Here is a 25,433-nt window from a genome sequence, read left to right as displayed (position 1 = left end):
GTCCCTCTCGTCCGGCGCGCGCGGCTCGGTCGCCCCGGGCAGCGATCATAGGCACGCGCGGTCCCGATGGGCGAAGCCGCCGGGCGCTCCGGGCGGGCCGGGCGGGGCGCACGGCCCGCCCGGCCCGCCGTTCGCCGTCAGCCGGCCCGGTGGAAGGCGCTCAGCCGGGCGGTGAGGTGGGCGGCCGCGCCCTCCATCAGGGTGTCGGCGATCGCCTCCACCGTGCGGGCGGACCACGACTGGAGAGCGGTGCCCTCGACCACCTGGTTGAAGGCGCCCATCGCCGGGCCGCAGTGCACCAGGTAGTCCACCCGGTGCCGGTCGTCGCCGGTCACCGCGAGCCGGAAGCCGCGGGTGAAATAGACCCGGAAGAACTCCGCCAGCTCCTGCTTCGGGTCCGCGCCGGGCGCCGCGGCCGCCGGGTGCGCGCCGCCCAGGTAGCGGTCGAGGATCTGCGTCATGGTCTCGTCGTCCAGCTCGGCGGCGGAGGCGTGCCGGCGCCACAGCTCGTGCAGCCGGGACGCCCGCGCCGGGAAGAACAGGCCCCGCTTGAGATAGCGGGCCCGCGTACCGAACTCGAACAGCTCGCCCCACGGCGCCGTGTCCACGTCGTACTCCCGCGCCGCCTGCAGGACGTCCTTCACCTCGGCGCTGGTGGCGGCCTCGGCGGAGCACTGGTTGACGGAGCCCGTCAGCACGAACTCCGCGCCGAGCAGGAACGCCGCCGCCACCGCCTCCGGGGTGCCGAGGCCGCCCGCGCAGCCCACGTGGATCCGGTGCCCGGACGCGGTGGTGGCCGCGTCGCGCAGCCGCAGCACGGCGGGGAGCAGGGTCAGCAGGTCGGCGGTGCTGGTCAGCCAGCCGCCGTCGGCCTCCACGCACAGGTCGTCCGCCATGGGCCGGCCGGCCGCCGCGCGCGCCTCCTCGGCGGTGACCTCGCCGGTCTCCACCAGCCGGGCGACCAGCCGCTCGGGCGGCGGGGCCAGGAACTCCGCTGCCACGTCGGTACGGCTGACCTTGGCGATGATCCGGCCGCCCTTCAGCCGGAACCGCACCAGGGCCGGGGTGATCAGCGGGAAGCCGGAGGCCTCCACCAGGTCGATGCCGTGCCGCAGCAGCAGGTCCACCAGCGCCGACTCCTCCTGCGGGGCGCCGTGCCGGTAGAGCAGGTTGACGCCGAAGGCGCCGCCGAGGCCCAGGTCGCCGGCGAGTTCCCGGAGCCTGCCGTCGACCTCCTCCAGGCTCAGACCGCCGGTGCCGAGGAAGCCGAGCAGGCCCGCCTTCGAGGCGGCGCCCAGCATCCGGCGGCCCGAGATCCCGCCGTACAGCGAGCCCAGCAGGTAGGCGCGGCGCAGGCCGTATCGTTCCCGGAACGTGGCGGCGCCCAGGGTGTCGGCGGTCATCGCGGCGGCGACCGGAGCGGTGAGCGGTGACTCGGTGGCGGTGGCCGCCGGGGACGCGGCCGGAGTGCGCCGCTCGGGCCCGGACGGGACCGGGCGCGGGGTGGGGGCGGGCAGCGGCTCCGCGGTGTTCCTGATCTTCGCGACCAGGTTGGTCAGCACCCGGCCGGGCCCGATCTCCACGAAGTCGAAGTCGCCGTGGCCCATCAGCCGGCGCACCGTGTCGGTCCAGCGGACCGGCGAGACGATCTGCGCGGTCAGTGTCTCCTTGATCGCGTCGGGGTCGTACGGCTGCCCGTCCACGTTGGCCAGCACCGGAACGTCCGGCGCCCGCAGGGTGAACCCGTCGAGGAAGCGGGCGAACTCCTCGGCCGTGCCGCGCATGTAGCGGGAGTGGAAGGGGGCGCTGACGTTGAGCCGCACCGCACGGGCGCCCGCGGCCTCCACGGCGGCGCAGGCCGTCTCGACGGACTCCCGCGGACCGGAGAGCACGAGCTGCTCGGGGGCGTTGTGGTTGGCGATGTCGACGTCCTCGATGCCCGCCTCGGCCAGGACGCGCGGCAGACCCGTCTCGTCCAGACCGACCACGGCCGCCATGCCGCCGCCACCGGCCTCGGCCATCAGCGCGCCGCGCCGCTGCACCAGGCGCAGCCCGGTCTCGAAGTCGAAGACACCGGCGGCGAACAGGGCCACGTACTCGCCGAGGCTGTGGCCGACCAGGTAGTCGGCCGGCGCGGGGTCCTCGGCCTGCCGCTCCAGGTGGCCCAGGGCGCTGACGGCGTAGAGCGCGGGCTGCGTGAACTGCGTCTGTCCCAGGCGCCGCCCGGGGTCGTCCAGGCACAGCTCGGCGAGGGAGTAGCCGAGCACCCGGTCGGCGGTCGCGGTGTGCTCGGGGTACTTCTCGAACAGGTGCCGGCCCATGCCCCGCGCCTGGGACCCCTGGCCGGGGAAACCGTAGACCTTCATGCGATGTGCCTTCCTTGGTGTCTTCGGTCGGTTCCGTGTCGCCGGGGCGGCCAGTTCGCGGGCCTTGTCCAGCAGGCCCGGGTCGTGGCCGAACGGGCTGAGAAGGGCGAGCGACTTCGATCGCGTGCCCGCCGGGAGGTTGCCTCGGACGAAGTTGTGCAGGGTGCCCGAGGGGCCGAGATCCAGGTAGAGGAAGTCGCCGCGGGCGCGCATCCGGTCCATGGTCCGCTGGAACTCGATGGGCCGGCGGGCCACCTGCCAGAAGTGCCCGGCGCTCGGCCGCCCGACCGGCTCCCCGTCCACGCAGGACACCCAGGGCAGGGACGGCGGGGCGAACTCGACCTCGTCCAGCGAGGGCCGGCACACGTCGAGCACCTCGTCCATCAGGCGGGAGTGGTAGGCGTACTCGACGGGGACGCGCTGGTGCAGCACGTCGGCTCGGCGCAGTGCGGCCTCGGCCCGGTCGAGGTCGTCGTCCGTGCCGGCGACCACGAAGTGGCCCGGGTAGTTGCGGGCGGCGATCTCGCAGGCCCGCAGCGCGGGCACCCGGTCCAGCACCCCGGGCCCCGCGAGCACGGCGAGCATGCCGCCGCGCGGGCCGGCTCCGAGCCCCTCGGCCTGGCGGACCAGCAGCCGCAGGCAGGTGTCGGGCGCGATGCTGCCGGACACGGCGGCCGCCGCGTACTCGCCCAGGCTGGACCCCAGCAGGTGGTCGGGCTCCACCCCGGCCGAGCGCAGGGTCTCGGCGAGGGCGAGCTCGATCATGACGATCGCCGGGTGGGTGAGCCGGGTGTCGGTGAAAGGATCGTTGCGGCGCCGGTCCGGGTCGAACAGCCGGGCGAGCACGGACTCGCCCAGCTCCTCGGCCACGACGGCGTCGTGGCGGCGCAGGGCCGTGCGGAACACCTCGTTCTCGGCGAAGAGTTCCCGGCCCATCCCGTAGTACTGCGAGCCCTGCCCGGAGAACATGAAGACCACGGGCAGCGCTTCCGGGGCGGTGCCGCTCACCGGTACGTGTCCCAGAACAGGCCCGCCGTCGCGGGCTCGGCCGCCGGTGCGGGCCCCGCGGGTGCCGCGGGCCCGGCGGGGGCCTCGGAGCGGCCGCCGGCGCCCCGTACGACGACCGTGCGGTCGAGCGGGGGCCCGGGCAGCGGGGCGCGGGTGGCGCGGTGGTCCGCCGGGGCGGGCGCGAGCAGCAGGTGCGCGTTGGTGCCGCCGTCCGCGAAGCAGTTGAGCGCGGCGGCCTCGGCGGCGGCCGGCCAGGGGGCCGCCGCGCGCGGGAAGTACAGCGCGGAGGCGTCCAGGTCGAAGTGCGGCAGCGGTTCCTGTCCGGAGCGGAACGGCACCTGGGTGCGGTGGTGGAGCATCAGCACCACCTTGATGAACGCGGCGATGCCCTCGGCGGCCAGCGGATGCCCGATGTTCGGCTTGACGGAGCCGAGGGCGACCGGTGCCGAGCGGCCCGCGGTGGTGCCGTAGACGCCGTCGATCGCCTTCAGTTCGAGCAGGTCGGTGACGGCGGCCCCGGTGGCGTTGGTCTCCACCCAGCCGATGTCCCCCGGGGCGTGGCCGCTGCGGGCGAGGGCCTCGGTCATCACGGCCTTCTGCGCCTGGAGGTTGGGAGTGGCGGGCCCCGCCGTACGGCCGTCGTTGTTGACGGCGATGCCGCGCAGCACCGCGAGCACCCGGTCGCCGGCGGCGCGGGCGGCCGCGAGCGGCTTGAGCACCACGACGCCGACGCCCTCGCCGAGGACGAGTCCGGCGGCCCTGCGGTCGAAGACGTGGAACTCCGGGCCCGGGTTGAGCAGTCCGCGCCGGCCGAAGACCTGGTGCGCCCGGTCGTCGGCGAGCAGGCTCACCCCGGCGACGACCGCGGCCTCCACCGAGCCGGTCCGCAGCGCCTGGACGGCGGTGTCCATCGCGACCAGCGCGGAGGAGCAGGCGGTGTCCACGACCAGGCTCGGGCCCTGGAAGTCGAAGAACTGCGAGACGTTCGCCGCCAGGTAGTTCTGCCCGGTCACCACCACCGGGTTCCTGGACCGCTCCAGCGCGGCCGGGTCGGGGGTGTGGGTGGCGCGGCCGCCGACGTACACGCCGATCCTGCGGCCCTTGAGGTCGGCGGGCCGGTAACCGGCGTGGTGCACGGCGCTGTTGACCTCTTCAAGCAGCAGCAGCGCCTGCGGGTCCATGGCCGCCACGTCCGCCTCGGACAGCAGGAACGCCTCCGGGTCGAACCGCAGGACGTCCGGCAGCAGACCGGCGTGGTGGCCGAGCGGGCGGCCGAAGCGCTCCTCGGGGACCGGCCGCAGCGCCGAACGGCCCTCGCGCAGCAGCTCCCAGTAGGCGTCGGCGGAACCGGCGTCGGGGAAGCGGCAGGACAGGCCCACGACCGCGATGTCCGCCGACGCGGTAGGCGCGGCGGACGCCTGGGCGGGCGCCGGGGCGGTGTCCCGGCCGCGCGGGGCGCCGTCCGCGGGGGCGCCGGCCGGGAGCCCGGCCGGGGCGAAGCCCGGTGCGGGGACGGACGCCGGTGCGGCCGCGGGCGTGGTCTCCCGCGCCGGAGTGCCGAAGACGGCGAGGAGTTCCGCGCGGTGCGCCTCGGCCAGGTGTCCCGCGAAGGCGTCGACAGTCGGGTGTTCGAGCAGCGCCGACGGGTCGACGGAGACGTCCAGGCGCTTGGCGACGGACTGGACGAGCTGGGACACCATGATCGAGTCCATGCCGTAGTCCTGGACCGGTACGTCACCGGAGAGCCTGGCGCGGTCGAAGCGCAGCTCCTCGGCGAGCCGGTCGAGCAGCCAGGAGGCGGCCGCGCCGACCGCCGCACGCACCTGGGCGTCCCCGTCCGCTCCTTCGGCGGGCGCGGCGGGCGCCGTGGGCGCGGGCGCGTCGAGGGCCGTGGGGGCGGCCGATGCGGGGTCCAGGCGGCGGGCGGTCAGGCGTCCCGGGTCGAAGCCGGCGTCCGGGCGCGGCACGACGGGCATGACCACCCTGGCGCCGCTGCCCAGCGCCCGCTCCAGCAGGGCGAGTCCCTGTTCGTCGGAGAGCGCCGCCAGCCCGGAGGCCTGGTAGGCGGCGCTGCGGGCCTCGCCCATGCCGGTGTCCTTCCAGCTCGGCCACTGCACGCTGACCAGCGGCAGCCCGTAGGGACGGTGCAGGGCGACCGCGTCCAGGTAGGCGTTGGCCATGGCGTAGTCGCTCTGGCCGACCGCGAGGGCCGGCACGGCCGCGGCGATGGAGGAGTACACGACGAACAGACCCAGCGGCTCGTCCCGGAACACCTCCAGCATCGCGTCGAGGCCGAACACCTTCGGGCCGAGGACACGGGCGACACCGGAGTGCGGCTTGCGCACGAACGCCGGGTTCTCGAAGTCGGTGACGCCCGCGCTGTGCACCACGCCGCCGACCGGGCCGAGCCGCCCGCGGACGTCGGCGAGGGCCTTGGCGAGCGCCTCGCGCTCCTCCAGCGGCACCGCGAGTACCTCCAGTTCCACGCCCCGGTCAGCCAGTTCGGCCAGCGGACGGAGCTTGCGGCCCAGCGGGCCGTCCTGGGCGATGTGCGTGGCCCACTCGGCACGCGGCGGCAGTTCCTCGCGTCCGGTCAGGACCAGCTTGCGCACGCCGTGCTCGGCGACGAAGTGACGCGCGGTCAGCAGTCCGATGCCGCGCGTCCCGCCGGTGACCCAGAGCACGTGGCCGGCCGGGAAGCGCGGCGCGGCGCCCGCCCCGCCGGGCTCCTCGGCGAGCCGGGCCAGGTGCCGGACGCCGTCGCGGTAGGCGACCTCGGCGGGCTCGTCGTCGTGGCACAGCTCGTCGGCCACCCAGCGGCAGAGCCGGTCGTCGCCGGCCGTGCCGTCGATCTCCAGGTGGCGGGAGCGGACGTGGCGGTACTCGCTCTGCAGCATCCGGTACAGGCCGATGCGGGCCGCGCCGCCGAGGCCGGGCGCGCCCTCGGGGGTGACACGGGTGACCAGCAGCGCGCGCAGGTCGCGGCGGCCGCGGTCGACGAGGTGCTGGAGCCAGCGCAGCCAGGTGGGCAGCGTGGTGTGGTCGGGGGCCGGAGCGGTGCCGGCGCAGCCCGCCAGGTCGACGACGGCGTCGAAGCGGTCCCAGCGGGTGCCGTCGGCGCCGAGTTCGGCGTCCAGCCGGTCGGTGGTGAGCACTTCGGCGGCGGGCAGGAGGGCGGCGAGCCGGGCGGCCAGTGCCTCGGTGCCGGGTGCGGCCAGGACGGCGGTCAGGCCGGGCCGCGCCGTGCGGGCGACGGGCGGGGCGGGCGCCCACCGCCGGGTGAGGAGCAGGCCCCCGTCCGCCGGCGCGCCGGTGAGGGCGGCCAGTTCGGCGTCGGCCGCGGCCAGCCAGACCCGGTCCCCGTCGAAGGGGTAGCCGGGCAGGGCCACCCGGCCCGGGCCGCCGCCGCGGTGCAGGACCGTCCAGTCGACGCTCTGGCCCCGGGTCCAGGCGTCGGCCAGGGCGGCGGGGTCGGCGGCCTGCGGTGTGCCGGGGGCGGGCCGGCGCGGATCGGCCACGCCGGTCCAGCTTCCGGCGGGACTGCCGCCGGCCGCGAACTCATCGAGACAGGCGATGAGTTCGGGCAGTTCCTCGAAGAGGACGGCGAGCCGGTGCGCCATGGCCTCGCGCCCGGTCTGCAGGGTCCAGGCGACCTGCTGGGCCGTCGCCGAGCCGGTCTCCGCGCGCAGGTGGGCGGCCAGGCGCCGGGCCTGCGCGAGCAGCCGGCCGGCGTCCCGGGCGGAGAGGACCGCCAGCTGGGGACCGGCCGGCGCCGTGGGGACGGGCGCGTCCGGGCCGAGGTACTCCTGAAGGATGATGTGGGCGTTGGTGCCGCCCGCGCCGAAGGAGCTGACGCCCGCGGTCCGCGGCCGGACGGCGCCGTCCGCCGTCACCCGGCGCGGCCAGGGCGCCCGCTCGCGCTGGACCTCGAACGGGGTCGACGCGAAGTCGATGTTCGGGTTGAGGCGGTCGGCGTGCAGGGACGGGACCAGCTCGCCGTGCCGCATCTGCAGCAGCACCTTGGTGATCGCGGCGATGCCGGCGGCCGACTCGGCGTGCCCGATGTTGGACTTGACCGAGCCGATGGGCAGCCGCTCGGGCAGGTCGCCCTCGAAGGCCCGCAGCATGCCGTTGACCTCGACCGGGTCACCGAGCGCGGTCCCGGTGCCGTGCGCCTCCAGGTAGTCGAGGTCGGCGGGGCGCAGTCCGGCGCGGTCCAGCGCGGCCCGCACCAGGTCGCCCTGCGCCCGGGGGTTGGGGACGCTGTAACCGGCGCCCGCGCCACCGTGGTTGACGGCGGACGCCTTGACCACGGCGAGTACGCGGTCACCGTCGGCGACGGCCGCGTCGAGGCGCTTGAGCAGCACGGCGCCGGAGCCCTCGGCCGGGACGTAGCCGGTGCCGCCCTCGCCGAAGCTGCGGCAGCGGCCGTCCTCCGCGAGGAAGCCGCGCTGGGCGAGCTGGAGGAACTTCACCGGGTGGCTGGAGATGTTGACCCCGCCCGCCACCGCGACGTCGCAGTCGCCGTTGCGGATGGCCAGGCAGGCCTGGTGGATGGTGACCAGCGACGAGGAGCACATGGTGTCCAGGGCGACGCTGGGGCCGGTGAAGTCGAAGAAGTACGACACCCGGTTCGCGACGGAGGCGTACGACGAGGAGGTCGCGAAGCCCTCGCCGCGCAGCGCGTCGCGCACGCCGTAGAGCTGGTAGTGGCCGTACATCATGCCGACGAACACGCCGGTGCGCGCCCCGCGCAGTCGCTCGCGGGTGCAGCCGGCGTCCTCCAGCAGGTGCCAGACCGTCTCCAGGAACACCCTCTCCTGCGGGTCGGTGTGCTCGGCCTCGATCTGCGACATCCGGAAGAACAGCGGGTCGAAGCGGTCGGCGCCGGGCACGAAGCCGCCCCACTTGCCGTACGTCCTGCCGGTGGCCGACTTGTCCGGGTCGTAGAAGGCCCCGTGGTCCCAGCGGTCGCCCGGGATGTCCTCGACGCTGTCGCGGCCGTCGCGCAGGTTGCGCCAGAACTCGGTGACGTCGCCGGCCTGGGGGTAGCGCCCGGCGACGCCGATGATGGCGATGTCGTCAGCGCCGCCGGTGGGGGCGGCGGGGACCGTCCGCGCCGCCGGGGCGGGCCGCGCGGTACCGGCGGCCGGCGGCTCGGTGCCGGGGGCCGCCGGTGCGTTCCCGGGGGCCGCCGGTGCGTTCCCGGTGAACGCCGGTGCGGCCGCGGCGAAGGCGGCGGGGTGGGCGGCGGCGAGGTGGGCGGCCAGGTCGCGGACGGTCACGTGCTCGAAGAGCAGGGTCTTCGACAGCGGTCCGACGTGCTGTTCCAGGCCGCGGATGAGGCTCATCGTGATCAGGGAGTCCACTCCGTACCGGTCGAAGGGCTCGGTGACCGTGATGTCCGCCTCCGGCGTCTTCAGCTCCTGCGCCAGCAGCCGCAGGACCAGCCGCTCGGCCTCGTCCCGCGATCCGGCGGCGGAGCCTGACGCGGCGTCGGCACCGGGCCGGGGTGCGGCGGGCGGCGCGGCCGTGCCGGACAGGGCGGTGAGGACGCGGGCCGGGTCGCCGGGGGCCAGCAGCAGGGCCGGCGCGGTGCCGGCGAGGGCCCGCTCCAGCGCGTCCAGGGCGGGACGGGTGGCCAGCGGGCGCATGCCGAGCGCGCGGTCCATGTACTCCTCGGCCCTGGCGTCGATGCGCATACCGCCCTCGGACCACACCGGCCAGGCGGCGGAGAGGGTGCGGCCCCGGCGGATGCCCGCCCGGCGCCGCTCCTCCCGCTGCTCGGCGAAGCGGTCGAGGAAGCCGCCGGCGAAGGCGTAGTCGGTCTGGCCGGCGTTGCCGAACGCGGCAGCGGCGGAGGAGTAGACGACGAAGTAGTCCAGCGGCTCGCCGGCGGTGGCCTCGTCCAGCAGGGTGGTGCCGCGCACCTTGGCCGCCAGCACGGCGTCCGCGTCGGCGCGTTCCTTGCCGCGCAGCAGGCCGTCGCGCAGCACACCGGCGGCGTGCAGGACACCGCTGACGTGACCGTACGCGCCGCGCGCCTCGTCGATCAGCGCGCGCACGTCCCGCGGGTCGGCGACATCGGCGAGCACGACGCGGGCGCCGAGTGCGTCGACGCGGGCCCGCGTCGCGGCGTCGGGGGCGGTGCGGGCGGCGAGGACGATGCCGCCGCCGGTCACCCCGGCCGCGCGGCGGGCGGCGGCGATGTGCTCGGCGGCGAGCAGGCCGAGCGCGCCGGTGCCGCCGGTGACGATGTGCGCGCCCGCTCCGGTGAACGCGGAGCCGGAGACGGCCGGCAGCGCGGTCCGGTGCCAGGAACGGCGCTCGGGGCCGTCCGGCGTGAGCCGTGCCTCGGTCTCCGGGCAGCCCTCGGCGAGGAGTTCAGCGACGACGTCCCGGGCCGGGGTGCCGGCCGCGACCGCGAGGACGCCGAAGGCGATGGCCGGGTGCTCAAGGCGGACCGAGCGCGCGAAGGCGGCCAGGGCCGGGTCGGCGGGCGACGCGGCCGGCTCCTGGTGGACGTGGAGGTAGGTCAGCGCGTCGTGCCGGTCGCGCTGCCAGGCCCTCAGGAAGGCCAGCGCGGTGTGGAAGCCGGACTCCACGGCCGCCTCGCAGTCCGGTTCGCCCGCGGACAGGTGCAGGACGCGGACCGGGCCGGTCCCCGCGGCGCGTACGGCCGCCGCGGCGTCGAAGCCCGGGCCCGGCGTGAGGCGGCGCACGTCGGCGCCGGCTGTGCGCAGCGTGGCGGCGAGAGCGGCCGCGTCGGGCGTGGCCGCGGTGCCGTCGGCGGGGGCCAGCAGCAGGACCGTGCCGGCCGGGCCCGGCCGGCGCCGGGGCGCGGGCTGCCACCCGGGTTCGAAGGCGGCCACGGCGCCGGTCGTGGGCAGGGCCCGCAGGGTGAAGGACTCCAGGGTGACGACGGCCGTGCCGTACTCGTCGAGCAGGGTCACGTCGAAGGCGAGCGATCCCTCGGGGGCCGGGCGCGCGGCCGGTGTGGCGTGCGCGAACACCCGCCTGGGCAGCGGGGCGTGGAGCCGGGCCGCGCCGAGCGAGAACGGCAGGTACGGCGCCGGGCCCGCGGGGTCGCTCGCGCCCGGTACCAGCCGGCCGGCCGTCTGCAGGGCGGCGTCGAGCAGCGCCGGGTGGAAGGCGTACGCGCCGGCGTCGGCGTGCAGCGCCTCGGGCAGCACCAGGGTGGCCAGCACCTCGTCCGTGCCCTCGGCGATCTCCTCGATCACCTGGAAGGCGGGGCCGTAGGCGAAGCCGAGCCGGGTGAAGCCCGCGTAGCAGTCCGCCCCGGTGGTGACGCGGGGGCAGCGGGCGCGGATGCCGGCCGGGTCGGCCTGGGCGGGGCGGTGGGCCGGTGCGTCGAGGCGGAGGGTGCCGGCGGCGTGCACCGGTGCGCCCGCGCCGTCGCCGCACACCTCGAAGGAATGGTGCGCGCCGTCACCGGTGACCCGGACGGTCAGCCGGTGCTCGGCCCGGCCCGACGGGAGCCGCACCGGCGCGGCCCACACCAGGTCGTCCACTGCGCGTACGGGGGTGCCGGCGGCGGCGAGTTCGCCGGCCAGGCGGCCCATCTCCAGGTAGGCCACGCCGGGCAGGACGCGCTCGCCGCCGACGACGTGGTCGCGCAGGAAGAACTCGTCCCCGGTCAGTGTCTTGGCGTACAGGTGCTCACCGGGGGTGGAGACGTCGGTGTCCAGGAGGGTGGGGTGCAGACGGGCGGTGGTGCCCGGACCGGCAGCGGCTTCCGGAGCGGTGTGGACGGCCGGGGCGGTGGAGTCGGCGGGCGCGGCGGAGACGGCCGGGGCGACGGTGGCGGCCGGCGCGGCGGAGACGGCCGGCGCGGCGGTGGCGGGTGCCGCCCAGTGGCGGGGGCGGGCGAAGGGGTAGGCGGGCAGGTGGACCCGGCGGCGGGCGCCCCGGTGCAGGGCGGACCAGTCGACGTCGGCGCCGCGCAGCCAGTCGGCGGCGAGGCCCCGCGGGTCGCCGGGGCCGGCGGCCGGGGTGCCCGGGCGGCCGTCCGCCGCCCGGCCGGTGCGCACCGCCGAGGGCCGCCCGGCCAGGTGCGCCAGCAGTTCGGAGCGCAGTCCGGCGGCGCTGTCCGCGACGACGGCGAGCCGGTGCGCCATGGGCTCGCGGCCCGTCTGCAGGGTGTGGGCGAGGTCGGCGGCCGGGACGTCGTGCCGTCCGAGGTGGTCGGCGAGCCGCTGGGCGGAGCGGCGCAGCGCCTCGCCGTCGCGGGCGGACAGCACGAAGAGCTGCTCGGCCGGGCTGTCGTCGCGGGCATCCGGCATGGGTGGTTCCTCCAGGACGATGTGCGCGTTGGCCCCGCCGAAGCCGAAGGAGCTGACGCCGCCGCGGCGCGGCTGCTCCGCTCCGGCGGCGTCCCGCGGACGCGGCCAGGGCCGGGCGGTGGCGGCGACCTCGAACGGGCCGCCGTCGAGCTCCAGATAGGGGTTCCGCTCGCGGAAGTGCAGGCTGGCCGGGATCGTGCCGTGCCGCAGCGCGAGGACCACCTTGAACAGCCCCGCGATGCCGGCGGCGGCCTCCAGGTGGCCGATGTTGGTCTTCACCGAGCCGATGGCGCAGGGCCGCGCGGTCCGAGCGAGCCCCTGTTCGGCCCGGATCCGCCGGAACGCGGTGCTCAGGCCGGTGGTCTCGATCGGGTCGCCGAGCGCGGTGCCGGTGCCGTGCGCCTCGATGTAGCCGACGGTGTCCAGCGGCACCCCGGCGCCCCGGTAGGCGTCGACGAGCAGGTCGGCCTGGGCGTCGGGGTTGGGGGCGGTGAGCGAGGTGGTCCGGCCGCCGTGGTTGACGGCGGCGGCCCTGATCACGGCGTGCACGGCGTCGCCGTCCCGGCGGGCCCGTTCGTGCGGCTTGAGCAGGACCACGCCCGCGCCCTCGCCGCGCACATAGCCGTCGGCGCGGCTGTCGAACGCCTTGCAGCGGCCGTCGGGGCTGAGCATCTCGCCCTGGCTCAGCGCCTCGTACACACCGGGGGCCAGGATGAGGCTGACGCCGCCCGCGATGGCCAGGTCGCAGGTGCCGTCGCGCAGCGCGGCGCAGGCCTGGTGGACGGCCGTGAGCGAGCCGGAGCAGGCGGTGTCGACGGCGATGCTGGGGCCGCGCAGGTCCAGCAGGTACGACACCCGGTTGGGGATGACGGAGAGGGCGGCGCCGGTGAGGGTGTGGCCCTCGGTGCCGCGTCCCGCGGCCCGCTGCACCTCCAGGTAGTCGGAGTTGGTGACGGCGACGAACACGCCGACGCGCTTCCCGGCCAGCTCGGACGGCCGGTACCCGGCGTCCTCGACGGCCGACCACACCGTCTCCAGCATCAACCGCTGCTGCGGGTCCATGAGTTCGGCCTCGCGGGGCGAGATGCCGAAGAACGCGGCGTCGAACCGGTCGACGCCGGGCGCGAAGCCGCCCCAGCGGGAACGGGAGCGCGGGTGGTCGCGCCAGTCCCAGCGGTCGGCGGGGATCTCGCCGACCAGGTCGTCCCCGGCGGCCAGATGTGCCCAGAACTCCTCCAGGTCGGCGGAGCCGGGCAGCCGGCCCGCCATTCCGATGACGGCGACGTCGGCGCCGGCCGGGGTGTGCCGCCGCCCGTCGCCTGAGGTGCCCGGCGCCCCGGTGCGGGACTCGCTCGGGTCCGAGGTCACGGCCGCCTCGTGCGCGCCGGCGTCGTCCGGGCCCGGCGTCCCGCTGTCCGTGTTCGCCGTGGCGAAGCGGGCGGGCAGCTCGTGGGAGTGCTCCTGCCACAGGTGCTCGGCGAGGGCGTGCAGGGTGCCCCGGCGGTAGAAGAGGGTCGGGTAGACGGTGATGCCGTAGGCCTTGCGCAGCTCGGCGCTGAGGGCGGTGAAGCTCACCGAGTTCATGCCCGTCTCGCCGAGCGGGGTGTGCGTGCCGATGTCCTCGGGGCGCAGCCCGGTCAGGCCGGCGACCATGCGGGCCAGGTCGGCCTCGAGCACCGCCCGGCCGCCTTCGGGGGCGGGCGGCGCGGCGGGCGCCGGTTCCCGGCGCGCGGGTCCGGCGCCGAAGCGGGCGCGCAGTTCGGGCAGCGGCAGGGCGGCGAGGGTGCCCCGGTCCACCTTCTCGTTGAGGGTGCGCGGGAACCCGGTGACGCGCAGCAGGGTCTCCGGGACCATGTGTTCGGGCAGCCAGGCGCCGAGCCGGTCGCGGGTGGGTTCGGCCGCGCCGTCGTCGAGGACGTAGCAGGCGAGCAGGGTGTGCGAGCCCGCGGCGGCGCCCCGGGCCACGACGACCGCCTCGCGGACGCCGTCGACGCGGCGCAGGGTCGCCTCGATCTCCTCCAGCTCCACCCGGAAGCCGCGCACCTTGACCTGGGAGTCGATCCGGCCGAGGTACTCGATCCGGCCGTCCGCGAGGCGGCGCACCAGGTCGCCCGTGCGGTACACGCGGGCGTCGGGTCCGGCGCCGGACGGGTCGGGCAGGAAGCGCTCGGCGGTCAGTTCGGGCCGGCCGAGGTAGCCGTCCGCGACGCCGTGACCGCCGATGTACAGCTCGCCGGCCACTCCGGTGGGGACGGGCCTGCGGGCGCCGTCCAGGACGTGCAGGACGGTGTTGGCGATGGGCGTGCCGATGGTGACGCGCTCGCCGGGCGCGAGGCGGCGGGCCGCGGACCAGATGGTGGTCTCGGTGGGGCCGTAGAGGTTCCACACCTCGCTGTTCCCGGCGAGCAGGGCCTCGGCGGTCTCGGCGGGCAGCGCCTCGCCGCCGCACAGCACCTTCAGCCGGGCGTCGCCCCGCCAGCCGGCCGCGAGGAGCATGTTCCAGGTGGCCGGGGTGGCCTGGACGACGGTGGCCGCGCTCGCCTCCAGCGCCTCGCGCAGCCGCAGGCCGTCCCGGGCGTCCTCGGCCGGGAGGATCTCGACCGTCGCGCCGGTGATCAGCGGCAGGTACAGCTCGAGACCGGAGATGTCGAAGCAGACGGTGGTCAGGGCCAGCAGGGTGTCGCCCGGCCCGCAGCCGGGTTCGCGGGCCATCGACCAGAGGAAGTTGGTCAGGGCGCGGTGCGGGACGCACACGCCCTTGGGGCGGCCGGTGGATCCGGAGGTGTAGATGACGTACGCGGTGTCGGACGGGCCGGCCGGGCCCGGTGAGGGCAGGGCGGGCGGCTGTTCGGCGGTGTCGGTGACGAGCCGTGGCACACCGCCCGGGTCACCCGTCACGGACGAGTGGGTGAGCATCAGGTGCAGCTTGGCGTCCTCGGCCATGTAGGCGAGCCGGTCGCGCGGGTAGGCGGGGTCCAGCGGCACGTAGGTGCCGCCGGCGGCCTGGACGGCGAGCAGCGCGACGGGAAGGTCCGCGTCGCGCGGCAGCAGGACGCCCACGGTGCGGCCGCGGCCGACGCCGGCCGCGGTGAGCCGGGCGGCGAGCGCGTCGACGCGTGCGGTGAGTTCGCGGTAGGTCAGCTCGGTGCCGCGGTGGCGGACGGCGGTGGCGTCGGGACGTGCCTCGGCCTGGCGCTGCACGAGCTGCCAGACGAGGGTGTCCTCGGGGTAGTCGGCGGGCGCGGGCGCGGTGAGCAGGGCCCGTTCGGCGGCGGTGAGCAGGTCCAGTTCGCCGACGGCGGTGGCGGGCCGGTCCACGGCCGCGGCCAGCAGGGTGGTGAAGTGCTCGCCGAGCCGGGCCACGGTGGCCTCGTCGAACAGGCCGGGGTCGTACTTCAGGGTGTAGCGGCAGCCCTCGGCCTGCTCGACCACCTCCAGGGTGAGGTCGAACTCGCCTTCCTGGTGGACGCCTTCGACCGGGCCGAGGATGACGGCGTCCGCGCTGTCGCCGGTCCGGGCGGCGCGCGTCCAGTTCTGGAAGTAGAAGGCGACGTTGAACGGGGCGCCGGTCTCGGGGTCGGCCCGGCGCAGGTCCTCGGCGAGGGTGATCAGCGGGTAGGCGCTGTGCTCCAGGGCGTCCAGTACCGTCCGGTGGACCCGGCCGAGGAGACGGCGGAACTCCTCGCCGCTGTCGACGCGTTCGGCCAGCACCACCATGTTCATGAAGTAGCCGAGCACGTCGTCGTAGCCGCTCGGCGGCCGGCCCGCGGTGGGGGTGCCCACGGCGATGTCGTCCTGGTCGGCGTAGCGGTGCAGCAGCGCGAACCAGGCCGCGAGGACCACGCCGAACAGGGAGGTCTGCTCCGCGGACGCGAGCGCGCGGGCCCGGTCCGTGACGTCCGCCGGGATGTGCCCGTCCAGGCTCGCCCCGCGGTGGCCGGGGACGGCGGGGCGGGGCCGGTCCAGCGGCAGCGGCACGGCGGTGCGGCGGCCGCCCAGCCGTTCGGTCCAGTAGGCGCGCAGCCGTGCGCCCTCGTCGCCGGCGAGCAGGTCGCGCTGCCAGGCGGCGAAGTCGGCGTAGCCGCGGGCGGGGCGCTGCGGGTCCGGTGCCAGGCCGGCGCGGACCGCGCGGTAGCCGCGCTCCAGTTCGCGCAGCAGCAGGGCGATGGAGACGCCGTCGAAGACCGCGTGGTGGAAGGTGAGCAGCAGCGCGTTGCGGCCGTCGCCGAGGGTGTAGAGCGTGGCCCGTACCAGTGGTCCGGTGGGCAGTTCGAAGGGACGGCGCAGGTCGGCGCGCATCCGCTCGCCCAGGTCGTCGTCGGTGACGGAGGTCAGGAAGACCTGCTGGAAGGGCAGTTCGGGTTCGGCCGCGACCCGGACGTACGGCGTGCCGTCGTCGCCGGTGCGGACGGTGGCGCGCAGTGCGTCGTGCCGGTCGACGAGGTCCTGGAGGACGGTGCGCAGCGCGAGGACGTCGAGGTCCCGGTCGAGCCAGAGGGCGAGGGGCAGGTTGTACGCGTAGGTGCCGGGGGCGATCTGCTCGATCACCCACAGCGCGCGCTGGCCCTCGCTCAGCGGGTGGACGCACTGCTCCGCGTCGGTCCTGGGGCGCAGGACGAGTTCGGCGGCCGCGGCGGCGCCCGCACCGGGGTCCTCGCGCCGCTCTTCGACCGGGGCCGGGGCGGCGTCGGCCCGGGCGGGCTGCGGAGCGGCCGCGCCGGCCAGCCAGCCGGCGGTGAGGTGGGCGGTCAGCTCGCGCAGGGTGGGGCGTTCGAAGAAGTCGCCGAGCGGCACGGCGACGCCGAACGTCTCGTCCACGGCGGCGACGATCTTCATGCCGCTGAGCGAGTCGAAGCCGTAGTCGGCGAGCGGCCGGTCGGCGTCGATCCGCTCGTCCAGCTTCAGTACGCCCTCGACGAGTTCGCGCAGCCGCTCCCCCACGCCACCGTCGCCGCCGGGGGCCGGGCCGGCCGGCTCGGTGACCGGAGCCCGGGCGGCCCGCTGCTCGGCGGGGCGGGACGGGGCCGGGGCGGTGGTACGGGCGGCCGGGTCCGGGGTGAGCACGATGCCGTCGCTCTCGGCGACCAGCACGGTCTGTCCCAGCGCCGGGTCGTCGGCGCCGAGGGCGGTGACGGGGGCGTAGCCCTCCTCGTGCAGCAGCCGCGTCCAGCCCTCGGGGGAGGCCAGCGGCGAGTCCGGCAGCCGCAGTTCGCCGTCCCCGAACGCCCACCAGCCCTCCAGGACACCGCCGCCGATGGTGAGCAGGGGCCGTACGGAGGTCAGTTCGTTGAGCACCAGCCAGCCGCCGGGGCGCAGCAGGGCCTTGGCCTTGCGCAGGGTGACCCTAAGGTCGCTGGTGGCGTGCACGACGTTGGTGGCGAGCACCAGGTCGGCGGTCGCCGGGGTGAAGCCCTGTTCGGCCAGGCCGCGTTCGAGGTTGAGCACCTGGAAGCGGGCGAACGGGTACCGCTCGGCGAAGCGTTCGCGGCCGTGTTCCAGGAAGCGGGGGGAGATGTCGGTGAAGGTGTAGCCGACGCGGCCTTCGTGCCGTGCCAGGGCGGGCAGGACGCGTTCGCTGGTGGCGCCGGTGCCGGCGCCCAGCTCGACCACCTCGACGCCGCGGCCGGCTGGGAGCTGTGGCAGCCGGGCGTCGAGGAAGTGCCGGACGGTGTCGCGGACGAGGACGTTGAAGGAGTCGGTGAGCGGGTTGCCCTTGTAGAAGTTCTGCACCAGCTTCATCGAGGAGCCGGGGAACATGATCTCGGTGGCGCCCACCTCGCCGCGCAGAATGCGCGGGTAGGCGTCGAGGAAGAGCCGGTTGAGGGTGACGGTGGGCTCGATGTCGGGGTGCGCGGCGGCGATCCGGTCGAACTCCGCCTCCCAGCGACCGGCGGCCTCGGCCTGGTCCACGGTGTCGACAGCCGCGGTGGTGGTGATCCGGTCGCCGTCGCGGGTGAGGTAGCCGGCGTCCGTGAGGATGTTGAGCAGTGCCTCGTGCAGGCGGGCGAACCGGTCGAGGATGCCGAGGCGGGTGCACAGTTCCCCGGCGCCGTGCCGCTCGCCGGAGCGCCGCAGGACGCCCATGCGCTGGTAGACGCCGAGCAGCATGGGCGCGGAGACGGCCTCCAGTTCCTCGTATCCGGTGAGGACGCGGCGGGCGGCGGGGTCCGGGCCCGGTCCGGCCGCCAGGTCCTCGGCGGCCCCGGCGAGGGTGGCGGGGTGGCCGCCGGCCGCGAGTTCGCCGTCCAGGGCCGGGTCGTGGCCCATGGCCTCCAGGGCGCGCCGTCCGGCGCGGATCGGCATCGCCTGGGGCAGTGCGCTGCCGAGGACGCGGCGTACGGCGGCGATGCCCTCGGCGGGGCCGAAGTCGCGGATGCCGAGTCCGGCGAAGATCTCGGCGAGGCCCGGTCGCGCGCCGGAGCCGACCTGGCCCCAGTACCCCTGGTTGACGACGGTGACGGGGTGGGGCAGCCGGTCGCGCAGGAACAGGGCGTAGGCGTCCTCGGTGGCGGAGGCGCAGATGTAGGCGCCGTTGCCGGCGAAGCTGCCGAAGGAGCCGGCCGAGGAGAAGTAGGCCAGGAAGTCCAGCGGCCGGCCCGCCACGGCGGCGGCGAGCGCGGCGGCGCCGACGGTCTTGACCTGGACGGCGGCGGTGAAGGCGGCCTCGTCCAGTTCGGCCAGCGGGTGGTTGTCGAAGGCCATGGCGGCGTGCACGACGCCGTGCAGGGCACCGTACCGGCGGTGCGCCTCTTCGACGGCGGCGGTCAGGTCCGCGACCGAGCAGGCGTCGCCGGGTATGTGGGTGACGTCGCCGCCGAGGCCGCGGATCTCGTCGGCGACGGCGCGCTGTGCGGGGCCGGGCTCGTTGCGGCTGAACCAGACCAGGCGGGCCCGGTGGTGCCGGGCGAGGTGGCGGCTGAGTTCCTGGGCTATGCCCCCGGTGCCGCCGACGAGCAGGTAGACGCCGCGGTCCCGGAAGACGGGGCCGGGTTCGGGCAGGGTTACCCGGCCGAGGCGGCGGACGTAGCGGACCCCGCCGCGCAGGGCGACGGTGCGTCCCGCGGGGTCGGCGGGGGCGGCCAGCACGGCGTCCACGAGGGCTTCGGTGGCCCGGTCGCCGTCGAGGTCGGCGCCGGCGTAGTCCAGGGCGCTGACGCTGAGGTCGGGCCGTTCCTTGGCGACGACCTGGAGCAGTCCGTGCAGCCCGGCGGCGAACGGGTTGGCGGCGGTGCCGCCCGCGACCGCGTGCACGTCGCTGGTGACCACGACGAGGCGGGTGGGGGCGAGGGCGCGCGCCAGGTGGAACAGGGACAGCGGGCCGTGCCGCAGGTGCTCGCGAGCCTGGCCGAGACCGACGGCGTCGGTGACGGCGGCGCCCGCACCTCCGAGGTGGATCACCAGGTCGGCGCTCTCGGTGGCCTTCAGCCAGGCTTCCAGGGGCTGTTCGTCGAGCGCGACGAGGTCGACGCGGGCGAGCGGGTCGCGGGCCGCGATCGCCTCGCCGAGCCGCCGTGAGGCGGCGGTCACCAGGACCACGGTCCGGCGGGCACGCGGGGCGGCGGGATCGGCGGGGGCGGCCTCGCGCACCCACACCGGGCGGTAGAAGTCGGGGAGTTCCACGGCGGGTTCGACGGCGGGCGTCGCGGGGGCGGCGGGCGGCTGGGGTATCCAGTACCGCTTGCGTTCGAACGGGTAGGAGGGCAGCTCGGTCCGTCTGGCCGTCGCGGGGGTGACGCGGGACCAGTCGACGTCGGCGCCGGCGACCCACCGCTCGGCGACCGCCGTCAAGTCCGCTACGCGCAGGGCCTCTTGCAGCGCCTCGGCCTCGGCGCCGGTGAGGACGACCCGGGCGCGGGTGGCGCGGCCGGTGGTGATCCGGGCGTCGGTCCCGCCGGCGGCGTACGTCTCCAGCGCGGCGGCGGCCTCGGAGAACCGGCGGGCGGGCAGCGCGAGGCGGAACTCGTGGGCGGTGCGGCCCGACTGGAGAGTGTGGGCGACGTCGCCGAGTCGCGGCGCGCCGGGCGGGGGCGCGGTGGCGGGCGCCGGTCGCCGTACGGCCGCCACCGCGCCGGCGACGGCGCCGATGGTGGCCGCCGTGCCGAGGGCGGCGGGCGGTTCGCCGTCCAGTTCGGCGGCGATCAGTTCGTGGTAGCGGGCGCGTTCGGTGACGGAGAACCCGCACTCGGCCAGGTCGGTGCCCAGATCGAGGTGTCCGGCGGGTACGCCGATGATGCGCGCGGCGAGGTCCAGGCACAGGCGCTGCGCCTCGGCGAGCGCCTGGCCGGCGTCCGCGTCCGGGGCCGGTTCGCCGGCCCGGCGAAGGTGGGCGGCCAGGTCGGCGGCGCAGGCGCGCAGCCGGTCCTCGCTCTTCGCGGAGAGCACCAGCAGCTGCTCGCCGTCCGGGGCGGCGGGCCCCTGATCGGCGGTGTCCGGGCGGTACTCCTCCACCAGGACGCAGGCGTTGGCGCCGCCTCCGCCGAAGGAACTGACCAGCGCGCGCAGCGGGGTGCCCGGCTCGACGGGTGTCCAGGGGGCGAGGGCCTGCTGGATCTCGAAGGGCGTGCCGGTGAAGTCGATGTCGGGGTTGCGGCGGGCGGAGTTCAGCGACGGGGCCAGCGCGCGGTGCCGCAGCTGGAGCAGCACCTTGGTCAGTCCGGCGATGCCGGCCGCGGACTCCAGGTGGCCGATGTTGGACTTGACGGAGCCGACGGCGACGGCCGGCCGCTCGGCGCCGGACCGGCCGCCGAACGCCTCGGCGAGGCCGGCGATCTCGATGGGGTCGCCGAGCGGGGTGCCGGTGCCGTGGGCCTCCACGTAGCCGACGCCGGCCGGCTCCACCCGGGCGCGCCGCAGCGCGCCGCGGATCACCTCGGCCTGCGCGGCGGCGCTGGGCACGGTGTAACCGCCGGTCTTGCCGCCGGCGTTGATGGCGGAGCCGCGGATGACACCGAGCACGCGGTCGCCGTCGGCGACGGCGTCGGCGAGGGGCCGCAGCAGCACGGCGCCCACGCCCTCGCCGTCCACGAAGCCGTCGGCGCCGGCGCCGAAGCTCTTCAGCCGGTCGTCGCGGGAGATCATCCCGCGGTCGGCCAGCATGCGCAGGTGCATGGGGTGCAGGATCAGGTTGACCCCGCCCGCGACGGCGGCCCGGCACTCCCCCGCCCGGATGCTCTCGCAGGCCAGGTGGACGGCGGTGAGCGAGGCGGAGCAGGCGGTGTCGACGGCGAGGCTGGGGCCGGTGAAGTCGAAGGTATAGGACACCCGGTTGGCGATCGACCAGTGGTTGGAGTGGGCGTCGGTGCGCACGCCGCGCGCGTTGGCCTCGCCGCCCATCCATTCGTAGTTGTTGTTCATGACGCCGACGAAGACGCCGACCGGTCCGCGTGCGGCGAGCCGGGCGGCCGGATGGCCGGCGTCGTCCAGGACGGCGGCGGCGGTCTGCAGGAAGAGGCGTTCCTGCGGGTCCATGGCCTCGGCGTCGGCGGGCGAGATCTGGAAGAAGAGCGGGTCGAACTTGTCGACGTCGTCGATGAACCCGGCCCACTTGCTGTAGCTGCCGTGGGTCCCGGCGGGGTCGTGGTGCGCGTCGGCGTCCCAGCGGTCGGCGGGCACCTCCCGGATGCAGTGCCGGCCCGTCCGCAGGTTCTCCCACAGCTCGCCGGTGGTGCCGGCCAGCGGGTAGCGGCCGGAGACGCCGACGATCGCCACGCCGTCGCCGGCCGCCGGGGTCTGGCCCGGGTCGCGGGCGGCCAGCAGGCTCAGCAGCAGCTTGCGCTTGTCGTCCACAGTTGCTCTCTCTCAGGTCTTCGATCGGCCGCCGCGGGCCGGGAGTTCGCCGCCGGGAGGCGGGCCGGCCGGGGCCGTGGCCGGCCCCGGTCGGTTGAGGTGGCGGCCGGTGCGGGACGTCCGGGGCCGCCGGGGGTCAGGCCGGGTCCGCGGCGCGCGCCGCGGCCCGCTGGGCGCGCCGGGAGACGCGGGCCGGTTCGGCCGGCCCGGCCGGCGCGCCGCCGGGGGCCGGGGCCAGGCCCATCAGCTCGGCGAGGTTGCCGACGAAGGAGCGGATGGTGGGGAACTCGACGAAGGCCGTGGCCGGGACCTCGAAGTCGAGTTGCTCGCCGAGCTTGGCGACGACCTCGATCAGGACCAGCGAGTCGAGGCCCAGGTCGAAGAGGTTGGTGTCGAGGGCGGCGCGGTCACGGCCGCCGAGCACCTTGCCGATCTCCCCGGTGAGGTAGTCGGTGACGAGGCGCACGTTGTGCTCGGGGTCGGCCGGGTCGAACCGGTGCAGCAGCCGGTCGTCGTCCTGGCCGGCCCGTGCGGCGGGGCCGTGGCTGCCGGGGTCCACCCAGTGGCGGCGCCGTTCGAAGGGCTGGGTGGGCAGCGGTACGCGGTGGACGTCCCGGTCGCCGTGGACGGCCGCGGGATCGAGGGCGGCGCCCCGCGTCCACGCCTGGGCGGCGACGGTGAGCAGGTGGGCGTGCCCGGCCGGGGCGTCGTCCCGCGGGGTGAGCGGGAGGGCGAAGTCACCGGTGTCCGCGAGCAGCGCGTCCAGTGCGTCGAGGGAGGCCCGGCCGGTCCAGATCGCCGGGTCGCGCGCCTCGTCCTCGGTCGTCCAGCGGCCGGTGCGCGGGCTGAGCACGGGCAGCCGGGGCACCCCGGCGTGCTCCGGCGCGGTGCCGGCGGCGAGGGCCAGGGCGGCGGCGAGCGGGAGCGCCCCGGACAGGGCCGCGGCGACGGCCGTTCCGGTGCCGGTCGCGGCGAGGCCGGCCGGGGTGAGGCCCCAGGCGGTGAGGGCGGTGGCGAGGGCGTACTCGTGGGCGAAGGCCGCGTGCGGGTCGTCGCCGGCGAGCAGGTCCCCGGTGCGGCCCGCCCGGCCGAGGGCGGCGGCGCAGGCGTCGGCGGCGTCCCGGTAGGCGGGCACCGCGCCGTACAGCTCGGCGGTGTCCGCCGCGTCCGCGCCGGTGCCGGTGAGGACCAGCACGGCGCCGGTCCCGTCGGGTCCGGCGACGCCCTGCCGGGTGCGTGCCTCGTCGCCGAGGGCGAGGGCCATGGCGGCCTCACGGGTGCCGCGGGCGACCACGGCGAGCCGGTACGGGTGGGCGCGGCGGCCGAGCCCGAGGGTCTGGGCGACGGCGGTGAGGTCGAGGCCGGGCCGGGCCCTGAGGTGGCGGGCGAGCGCTCCGGCGGACTGCTTCAGGGAGTTCTCGGAGCGGGCGGAGAGCACCAGCAGCTCCGGGGCGCGGCCCGGCTCCGCCTCGGTACGCGCCGGCGGCTCCTCCAGGACGACGTGGGCGTTGGTGCCGCCGATGCCGAAGGAGCTGACGCCCGCCCGCAGCGGGTGGTCGCCCTCGGCCTTCCAGTCGGTGGTGCCGGTGTTGACGTAGAAGGGGCTCGTGGCGAAGTCGATCTCGGGGTTGGGCCGGGTGTAGTGCAGGCTCGGCACCAGCGTGCGGTGTTCCAGCATCAGCGCGGCCTTGATCAGGCCCGCCATCCCGGCCGCGGTGTCGAGGTGCCCGATGTTGGTCTTCACCGAGCCGAGCGCGCAAGTCCCGGTGCCCTGCGCGCCGCCCTCCCGGAACGCCTCGGTGAGCGCGGCGACCTCGATCGGGTCGCCGAGCGGGGTGCCGGTGCCGTGCGCCTCGACGTAGCCGATGCTTCCGGGGTCGACGTCGGCGACGTCCTGGGCGTCGGCGATGACCTCGGCCTGCCCGGCGATGCTGGGCGCGGCGTAACCCGTCTTGCCGGAGCCGTCGTTGTTGACGGCGGAGCCCTTCACGACGGCGTGGATCCAGTCGCCGTCGGCGAGCGCCTCGGAGAGCCGCTTGAGGACGACGACGCCCGCGCCGCTGCCGATGACGGTGCCCCGGGCCTCGGCGTCGAAGGCGCGGCAGTGGCCGTCGGGGGAGAAGATCATGCCGTCCTGGTACTGGTAGCCCTGGTTCGGCGGGGCGAGGTGCACGGCGCCGACGAGGGCCATGTCGCACTCGCCGCCGAGCAGGGCGAGGCACGCGGTGTGCACGGCCACCAGGGAGGTGGAGCAGGCGGTGTTGACGCTCATGCTGGGGCCGCGCAGGTCGAGCTTGTAGGACACCCGGGTGGCCAGGAAGTCCTTGTCGTTGGCGAGCATCAGCCGGTAGTGGTCGACGGTGGACGCGGCCCGGTAGCGCTCGCCGAGGTTGTGCAGCAGGTAGGTGTTGAGGCCGGCGCCCGCGTAGACGCCGATGTGCCCGTCGGTGCGCCCCGGGTCGTAGCCGGCCCGCTGGAGGGCCTCCAGGGCGCACTCCAGGAAGACGCGGTGCTGCGGGTCGAGGATCTCGGCCTCGTCGTGGGTGAACTGGAACAGCTCGGAGTCGAACAGGTCCGTTCCGTCGATGGTCTGGGCGGCCCGGACGTAGCGGGGGTCGGCCAGCCGTTCGGCGGGGACGCCGGCGGCGAGCAGTTCCTCGTCGGTGTAGCGGGTCAGGGTCTCGCGGCCCTCACTGAGCACGTCCCAGAACCGCTCGACGGAGTCCGCGCCCGGGAACCGGCAGGCCATGCCGACGATGGCGACGTCGGAGTCGGAAGGGGTCATGGTGGTTGTCTCCTGTTGCTGCCGGCTTCTCAGCCGAGCCGTATGCCGAGGTCCGCGGCGACGGACCGCATGTCGAGGAAGCTCCGGGCGACGAAGCGGGCGGCGTCCTCGCCGGCGTCCATGCGCTGGAACAGGTCGATCAGGGTGCGTTCGTGCTCGTCGCGGTCGCCCTCGCCGGCGGCGATCTCCCGGACCACCGTGCCGAGCCGCTCCTCGACGTCCGCGAGGTCGAGCGAGCGGGGGAACTTGATGCTGAACGTGTTCCGGTCGTAGGAGGCGTTGCGCTTGACGGACCGGACGTGGCTGGCCGCGTTGAGCTTGTAGAACATGCAGTCGAAGTTCTTGAACGAGTAGTAGTTCAGCAGCGGGAAGAGCGTGCAGTGCGTCTCCATCGGCGACGACTCGTACAGGCCCTTGGCGCGCAGTTCCTCCACGATGCGGTCGGGGTCGTAGTCGTGGCGCATCGCGATGAACGGGAAGACGATCTTCGGCAGGTTCTCGTCGTCGTCGAAGAGCAGTTCCTCGAGCTGTCCGCCGAAGAGGGTGTCGGTGAGCCGCTCGCCGAACGTCTTGTAGAAACCGCGGACGATCTCGCGGACGTTGGACTCCATGGTGAGGATCTGCTGCGGGTCGGCGCACAGCGCGATGTAGGGGATCTTCTGCCGGTAGGCCATGAGGATGGCGCGGAGCACGAAGAAGGTGCGGCAGGAGACGCAGGGCAGCTTCTCGTCGAGGTAGTTGCCCGGCTTCTTGGACGCGGGACGGTTGAACACCTCGCGCATCATCAGCTTGATGTTGTCGTCGTCGGCGTCGAGGACGAACGTCGCCGGAATCTTCTCCCGGGCGAGCGCGATGTTCTGCGCGGCGTGCACGCTCTCGAAGGGCACGTCGAAGGTGAAGGCCAGCACCCGCTTGCCGTACTCGTTGGCGAACTTGTCCAGCATGTACGTGCTGTCCTTGCCGCCGCTGTACATGAACAGGCAGTCGTACTCGCCCGGTCCGGCCTTCGCCTGCTGGAACTCGGTGAACACCTCGCTGGTGTAGCGGTAGTTGACGAGGAGGTCGGAGGCGAAGTCCAGGTTGCACAGGTTGCACACCCCCTGGTCGTCGAGCACCACCCCCGGGTGGTCGGCCTTGAGCGAGCAGACGGTGCAACTGGACACGGAACCCCCTGTGGAACCCGTC

Annotated in this window: 4 protein-coding genes; all 4 read right to left on the bottom strand. The window is 75.7% G+C overall.

Annotated features, from left to right (window positions below; genetic code table 11):
• Nucleotides 1-137: 137 nt before the first annotated feature.
• The 4 genes from fabD to AB0924_RS25395 all read right to left on the bottom strand — a co-directional run bounded on the left by fabD (nt 138) and on the right by AB0924_RS25395 (nt 25,411).
• Nucleotides 138-3,374 carry an ACP S-malonyltransferase gene (fabD, locus tag AB0924_RS25410; RefSeq protein ID WP_366912611.1) on the bottom strand — a complete coding sequence of 1,079 codons (3,237 nt, stop codon included), beginning with the start codon at nt 3,372-3,374 and terminating at the stop codon, nt 138-140.
• Nucleotides 3,371-21,463, bottom strand: coding sequence for an amino acid adenylation domain-containing protein (locus AB0924_RS25405; protein WP_366912610.1), 18,093 nt, complete (start codon nt 21,461-21,463; stop codon nt 3,371-3,373). Before AB0924_RS25405 ends, fabD begins: the two co-directional genes overlap by 4 nt.
• Nucleotides 21,464-21,599: 136 nt before the next feature.
• Nucleotides 21,600-24,248 (bottom strand): beta-ketoacyl synthase N-terminal-like domain-containing protein, encoded by a 2,649-nt coding sequence (locus tag AB0924_RS25400; protein WP_366912609.1) that lies wholly within the window; start codon nt 24,246-24,248, stop codon nt 21,600-21,602.
• Nucleotides 24,249-24,277: 29 nt separating this feature from the next.
• Complete coding sequence (locus AB0924_RS25395) at nt 24,278-25,411, bottom strand: OzmP (protein WP_366912608.1); 1,134 nt, start codon at nt 25,409-25,411, stop codon at nt 24,278-24,280.
• Between the last annotated feature and the right edge of the window lie 22 nt (nt 25,412-25,433).

It is taken from the genome of Streptomyces sp. NPDC047869 (assembly GCF_040704065.1).
In the GTDB taxonomy this organism is placed as follows: Bacteria; Actinomycetota; Actinomycetes; order Streptomycetales; family Streptomycetaceae; genus Streptomyces.
The sequence above is the reverse complement of the archived record's forward strand: the minus strand, read 5'-3'. Positions and strand labels throughout refer to the sequence as shown.

Bases quoted from the DNA above. Each gene is read 5' to 3' on its own strand.
- AB0924_RS25400 (WP_366912609.1), bottom strand. From the start codon at position 24,248: ATGACCCCTTCCGACTCCGACGTCGCCATCGTCGGCATGGCCTGCCGG.